This is a genomic window from Synechococcus sp. EJ6-Ellesmere, from assembly GCF_024345875.1.
GTDB classification, from domain to species: Bacteria; Cyanobacteriota; Cyanobacteriia; order PCC-6307; family Cyanobiaceae; genus Regnicoccus_A; species Regnicoccus_A antarcticus.
Genome location: NZ_JAGQBY010000175.1, coordinates 1 through 6,192, shown reverse-complemented (window position 1 = coordinate 6,192; position 6,192 = coordinate 1). Strand labels below are relative to the sequence as shown.

General features: G+C 66.3%; 7 protein-coding genes. 5 read left to right on the top strand and 2 right to left on the bottom strand.

Going from position 1 to position 6,192, the window contains the following annotated elements; translation table 11 throughout:
* The first annotated feature begins 105 nt into the window (after positions 1–105).
* Together KBY78_RS15280 and KBY78_RS15275 are read left to right on the top strand one after the other, a co-directional pair.
* Positions 106–1,101, top strand: coding sequence for a sugar transferase (locus KBY78_RS15280; RefSeq protein WP_255144357.1), 996 nt, complete (start codon positions 106–108; stop codon positions 1,099–1,101).
* Between the two features lie 5 nt (positions 1,102–1,106).
* Entirely contained in the window at positions 1,107–1,610 is a 504-nt protein-coding gene (locus KBY78_RS15275) for an ATP-binding protein (protein WP_255144356.1), read from the top strand.
* Here KBY78_RS15275 and KBY78_RS15270 read toward each other — a convergent pair.
* Positions 1,549–2,085 carry a hypothetical protein gene (locus KBY78_RS15270; RefSeq protein ID WP_255144355.1) on the bottom strand — a complete coding sequence of 179 codons (537 nt, stop codon included), beginning with the start codon at positions 2,083–2,085 and terminating at the stop codon, positions 1,549–1,551. The genes KBY78_RS15275 and KBY78_RS15270 overlap by 62 nt on opposite strands.
* Positions 2,086–2,096: 11 nt before the next feature.
* On the bottom strand, positions 2,097–3,080 hold the full coding sequence (locus tag KBY78_RS15265; RefSeq protein WP_255144354.1) for a GAF domain-containing protein: 984 nt from the start codon (positions 3,078–3,080) through the stop codon (positions 2,097–2,099).
* A gap of 109 nt (positions 3,081–3,189) precedes the next feature.
* Between KBY78_RS15265 and KBY78_RS15260 the strand changes: the two genes are divergently transcribed.
* From KBY78_RS15260 to KBY78_RS15250, 3 genes are all read left to right on the top strand, one after another.
* A complete protein-coding gene (locus KBY78_RS15260) occupies positions 3,190–3,879 on the top strand; it encodes a L,D-transpeptidase (protein ID WP_255144353.1) in 690 nt (229 codons plus the stop codon).
* Between the two features lie 54 nt (positions 3,880–3,933).
* Complete coding sequence (gene glgA / locus KBY78_RS15255) at positions 3,934–5,472, top strand: glycogen synthase GlgA (RefSeq protein ID WP_255144352.1); 1,539 nt, start codon at positions 3,934–3,936, stop codon at positions 5,470–5,472.
* 2 nt (positions 5,473–5,474) lie between these two features.
* The coding region (locus KBY78_RS15250; RefSeq protein ID WP_255144351.1) for a hypothetical protein at positions 5,475–6,192 on the top strand (718 nt) is incomplete at its 3' end.

Below are 6,192 nucleotides of genomic sequence, written 5' to 3'. Positions count from 1 at the left end.
GAGCACTCCGCCCAGGTGCTCTCAGCCAGCCTGCAACGGCGTTTACCCGGGCGGCTCACCCACGCCGCCGGCCGCCATGAGCGCCACAGCGGCGCCTGAAGATCAATGGAACCTCCGACCAAATCAACTCCCCGTGGCCTCTGCGAGCGCCACGGCACCTTGCTGATCCAGCTGCCACCCCGGCTCACCGTGGCCGAAGCCGTCCAACTGCGCGATGACCTCCCCAGCTGGCTCTCGGCGCCGGAGTTGAAGGCTGTCGTGCTCGACTTCGGCCACACTGTGGTGATCGACAGCAGCGGCATCGGTGCGTTGGTGGGCGCCATCAAGCTGGCCCAGGCACGCTCCCTCCCCCTCAAGGCCTGGAGCGTGAACCATCAGGTTCGCCTGGCCCTGACGATGACGGGGCTGGAGTCGCGTCTGCCGATCACCGACCACACCGACGCTGTCGTGGCCACGCCCGGACGCCGGGAGGATCGACGACCACCGCAGACCCACCCCTCCGTGCGTTCGCGCACCAAGAGGTTGATCGACATCGCTGGCGCCCTGGTCGGACTGTCGATCACGGCCGCGCTGTTCGTGCCGATTGCGATTGCCATTCGCTGGGACAGTCCGGGTCCGATCCTGTTTTCTCAGGTTCGTTGCGGCTGGATGGGGCGTCGCTTCCGCATCTGGAAGTTCCGCTCGATGGTGGCTCAGGCCGAGGCCCTCAAGAGCAGCGTGGCCAACCAGGCGGATGGGGCCTTCTTCAAGAACGAGAACGATCCGCGCATCACCCGGGTGGGCCGAATCCTGCGCAAGACCAGCCTTGATGAGCTGCCTCAGTTCTGGAATGTGCTCATCGGTGACATGAGCCTGATCGGCACCCGCCCCTCCACCCCGGATGAAGTGGGGCTCTACGACGTGCCGAACTGGCAGCGTTTCGATGTCAAGCCAGGGCTCAGTGGTGAATGGCAGGTGAGCGGACGTTCTTCGATTCGCCGTTTCGAGGATGTGATTGCCCTGGATCTTCGTTATCAGCAGAACTGGAGCCTGCTCCATGATCTGAAGCTGATCCTGAGAACGATCCTTGTGGTCTTCAGTCGTAAGGCTGGCGGGATGTGATCGCTATGACGAGCGCCAGTACCAGCCATCGGGAGTCCTTTCTGGTTCCCAGTCAGCTCGATGGCGTCGGCGAAGTTCTCGCACGTTTCGAGCGCCTGCGCTCGGCGCAGATCAGCGACACCCTCTGGGTGGAGGGCCAGACCGCCTTGATGGAGGGCTTCAGCAATGCGGTCCGCCATGCCCACCGCGACCTCTCGCCGCCTCCACCGGTCGCCATCGAGCTCTCACGCACCAGCGTTGAACTCCGCATCCAGATCGACGACCACGGCCCGGGCTACGACATGGAGGAGGCCTGGCGCCAGCTCGACAGGGAACAGGCGAGCAGCGACTACGACCCACTGGAGCGGGAGGCCCACTGGGGCCTGGTGCTGCTGCGGCAGCTGCAACGGCAGCGTGGCTGGCAGATCACCTACCAACGCCGGAGAGAGCAGGGCTACCGGTTGTCGATCAGCCATCGGATCGATCCGCTGCCCTCTCAGGCGCCGTCGGGGGCCGGTAGCGGAGGCTGAAGCGCGATGGAGACCTGAAGGCGGGATGCAGCCACGACCAGCGGGTCCAGATGAACAGGTAGTAATTGGTGTGGTCAGGACCCACTCCCCAACCATGGGCGACGGCATCACCCCAGAGAATGCTGTCGCCCATGAGCTGCTGGCGCTGGCTGGGCGACAAGTTGGCCAGATCGCCCCCGAACAGGATGCGCCGGCCGCGATACAGGAGCATCGGCTGAAGATCACTCCCCGGCGCCGCATCAGGGACGCGGAACCAGACCTTCTTGCTCTTGTGCAGCATCCAGAAGGACCAGGAGCTCGATCGGGGCCTGTGGCCGTAGCGATCGCTGAACACCAGTCCAGGACGCACCACATCCTGGGCCGAGGGAAGAGTGAGGACCACTGCCGGATGGTGCTGCTGGGCCTCCTGGGTCCGGTTCACCAGAGCCAGGAGGACCAGCAGCACCACTGTCGACACCAGAACAGGCAGGACCACCGGCCGACCCTTCACGGGCCCGGCAAGGGATTGATCGGCTCCCCAGCCCTGGCCAGGAACAGGTCGTTATCGGCGCGGATGAGCAGGTCAGCGGCGCTCAGGTCATCCGCCTCCAGGCGACTCAGGCCGATCAACAGCTGAGGATGCAGGGAGCGCACCAAGGCACCTCGCAGGGTTTCGGACACGGCCTCGACCCGCTCCTGCGAAGCCCCGACCAGAAGCATCGCGAAGCAGGCATCGGAATAGCGGCCCAGGAGATCGGGCTCCATCGCCAGCGCTGTGAAGCGCTCGGCGAGTTCACCGACGAGACCATCGGGAGCCGTGGCTTCGGCCAGCCCTCGCACCTGGTCGAGATTCTGAACACTGAGCAGCAGCAGGGTCAGGGAGCCCTGGGTGCGCCGGGCCCGCTCGAACTCCTTCTGACAGAGCATTTCGAATGCGCTGCGGCGAAAGAACCCGGTGATGGGACAACGCGCCAGCCGCTGGCGCAGCTCGATTTCCCGGCTCACCTGTTCGGAGAAGAGCTGGAGCCAGTGCAGCTGCCGTGGGCTGAACTGGCGGGGTGCCCGATCGATCACACAGAGGGTGCCAAGGGCTTGCCCGTCCTGAGGCCTGAGCTGGGCGCCGGCATAGAAGCGGATCTTCGGCTCAGACACCACCAGCGGATTGGTGTTGAAGCGGGGGTCGTCCAGGGCGTCAGGCACCACCAGCGTCGAGCACTGGGTGATCGCGTGGGCGCAGAACGCCATGGACCGGGGTGTCTGGGAGGCCTCGAGACCCACTCTGGACAGAAACCACTGACGCTCCCGATCCACCAGCGAGATCAGGGCGATCGGTGTGTCCAGGGTCTCGGAGGCCAGGGTGGTGATGCGGTCGAGGTCCGCGTCCGATTCGGTGTCGAGCAGCAGGGTCCTCTCCAGCGACCGCAGCCGCTCTTCCTCATCGGCGGGAGTCGGATAGTCGGGGAAGGGGGTCATGGTCTCCAGAGAGAGCAAGGACTCTCCGGGGCGCCAGCCCATTGTTTCCTCTGCATCCTCTGAATCGCAGTCCTGGCCATCACGGTCCTTTCGAGACCGCGATGGTTAGCCTAGGTCTGAAGAGTTTGTGACCCAAAGCCCGGCCGTGCCTTTCCGCTTCACAATCCCGCTGGCGACCCTGCTGCTCGGTGGCAGCCTGCTGTCACCGGCCGGTGCCCTGGCAGAGGTGCAGCCCCAGGTCTCCGCGCCACGGCCGTGGCATCCGCCGATCGAGCTCCCCCACACCCCGGCCCTTCAACCACAACCTCACCCCCAGCCGCAGACACAGACGCCAGCTCAGGCCAATTCCAGCGCCACCCTGGCGATCGCGTCCCCGGGCCCTGAGCGCAGCCTGGTGCTCCACCGCAGCAAGAGGCAGGTGGTGGTGATCGAGGATGGCCGAGAGCTGCGCCGTTTCCCGGTGGCCGTGGGCATGCCCGGCTGGGAAACGCCTCTTGGCCGCTTCCAGGTGATCGAGATGGCGCCCGATCCGGTCTGGAAGCACCCGGTGAGCGGCAAGCTCTACCCCCCCGGTCCGAACAACCCCCTGGGTAGCCGCTGGATCGGCTTCCACCGCGACTGCGCCGGCAAGCGCGGGTTCAACGGTCAGCAGCACCTGGAGGTGAAGGGCTGCGTCACCGCCGGCTTCCATGGCACCCCCCAGCGGGAGACCGTCGGCCAGGCCGTCTCCCACGGCTGCGTGCGCATGTATGACGAGAACGTGCGCGACCTCTTTGAGCTGGTGCGCATGGGCACTGTGGTCACCGTGCTGCCCTGAAGGGGTCACCCGGAGCAACAAACGTAGAGTTCGGCCCTCCCCTGCGTTCTCCCCATGCGCGTGTTGTTCGCCGCCGCCGAGTGCGCCCCGATGATCAAGGTGGGGGGCATGGGCGATGTGGTGGGGTCCCTGCCGCCAGCGGTGGCGGCCCTCGGCCACGACGTGCGCACGATCATGCCGGGCTACGGCAAGCTCTGGAGCAGCCTGGAGATCCCCAGCGAACCCGTCTGGCGCGGCCGGGCGATGGGCAACGATTTCGCCGTCTATGAAACCCGGCATCCCACCCATGGGTTACCGCTCTATCTGGTCGGTCATCCGGTGTTCGATCCGGAGCGCATCTACGGCGGAGAAGATGAGGATTGGCGCTTCACGTTCTTTGCCAACGCCGCCGCCGAATTCGCCTGGAACCACTGGAAGCCGGAGGTCTTTCACTGCCATGACTGGCACACCGGCATGATCCCGGTCTGGATGCACCAGGACCCCGAGATCAGCACGGTCTTCACCATCCACAACCTCGAATATCAGGGCCCCTGGCGCTGGAAACTCGAGCGCATGACCTGGATTCCCTGGTACATGCAGGGGGATCACACCATGGCCGCCGCTCTGCTCTATGCCGATCGGGTCAACGCCGTCTCCCCCACCTATGCCCAGGAAATCCGCACGCCCGAATACGGCGAACGCCTCGATGGCCTGCTGAATTACATCAGCGGAAAATTGCGCGGCATCCTCAACGGCATCGACACCGAAGCCTGGAACCCCGCCACCGACAGCCTGCTGCCCGCCTGCTACAGCGCCACCGACATGGCTCCGAGGGCCACCAACAAACGGGTGCTGCAGGAGCGCATGGGGCTGGGGGTCAATGCCGACACCTATCTGATGGGGATGGTGAGCCGACTGGTGGATCAGAAGGGTGTGGATCTGCTGCTGCAGGTGGCCGACCGGGTCCTGGCCTATTCCGACAGCCAGATCGTGGTGCTGGGAACAGGCGACCGCAACTATGAATCGGGCCTCTGGCAGATGGCCGCCCGTCATCCCGGCCGCTTCTCCGTGTTCCTCACCTACGACGATGCCCTGGCGCGGTTGATCTATGCCGGCGCCGATGCCTTCCTGATGCCCAGCCGCTTCGAGCCCTGCGGCATCAGCCAGATGCTGGCGATGCGCTACGGCTGCATCCCGATCGTGCGCAAGGTGGGCGGCCTGGTCGACACCGTCCAGCCCCATGTGCCCGCCGACCACAGCGGCACGGGCTTCTGCTTCGATCGTTATGAGCCGGTCGACTTCTACACCGCGATCGTGCGCTCCTGGGAGGCCTATCGCCACAGCCACAGCTGGCGGGAGCTGCAGTTGCGCGCCATGGCGGTGGACCACAGCTGGACCCGCTCGGCGCTCGACTACGACGCCATGTACCGCGATGTGCGTGGGGTCAAACAACCCACTCCCTCGGCCGCCGATGTGGAGCAATTCTCCCTCGGTCAGGAGGCCGACCCCAGCCTCGGCCAGGCCGGTGAGGCCACGGCCCAGCCCCCCAGGCCGGAAGGCGGCGGCGGTCCCCGCAATCCCCTCTCCGTCCTTCTGCGCCGCGGCCAGGGCTGAGGATGGAGCGCCCGGGCTCCGAGCTGCCGGTCGTCTACGAAAGTCCCTGGCGGGCACTGGGGAGGGATCTGCGCGCCGTTTACGCCAGCTGCGTGCTGGCCCTGAGAAGACTTTGGCGCCGCCAATGGCAGGGGGATCTGCCCACACCTCCGTTCTGGCCCCGGGGTCAGGCCACTCTCTTCTGGCCTGCTCTGCTGCTGTCGGCACTGCTCCTGCTGGGCCTGGCCGGGGGATGGGCCGTTCGGCAGCTGCACTCACCGAGCGTGGAGAGGCCAGTGGGGCTGGATGGGTCAGGGCCATCGCCATCGATTGCATCGCCAACGGTCCCATCGCCCCCGCTACCCATTGATCCAGCCTTTGATCCGGTTCAGGCCCCAGTGGAAACGCCTCCCGAGCCGCTGCCCCCGAAGGCGAAGGCTGCCCCCAGCGCCAGCAGCGCCCCGATCCAGTTGCCACAGGGGTTCAGCGACGACTCGGGCCTGGTGCTGGCGGCGCCAACAGGCGGCAGCGCCCTGCTGCTGAACCTGCGGATCTCGGAGGCCTTCCAGGCCCTGCCTGAGCGCGAACGGCAACGGCTGGCGCAGCAGTGGGGGCAGCAGGCCCTCGGCCTCGGCTACGAGCAATTGCGCCCGGTCGCCCCCAGCGGCGCCGAGCTGGGCCGGAATGCCGTCGTGGGCGGCGGCATGCTTCTGCTCGATTTATCCGAAGCGGGCGGAAGCG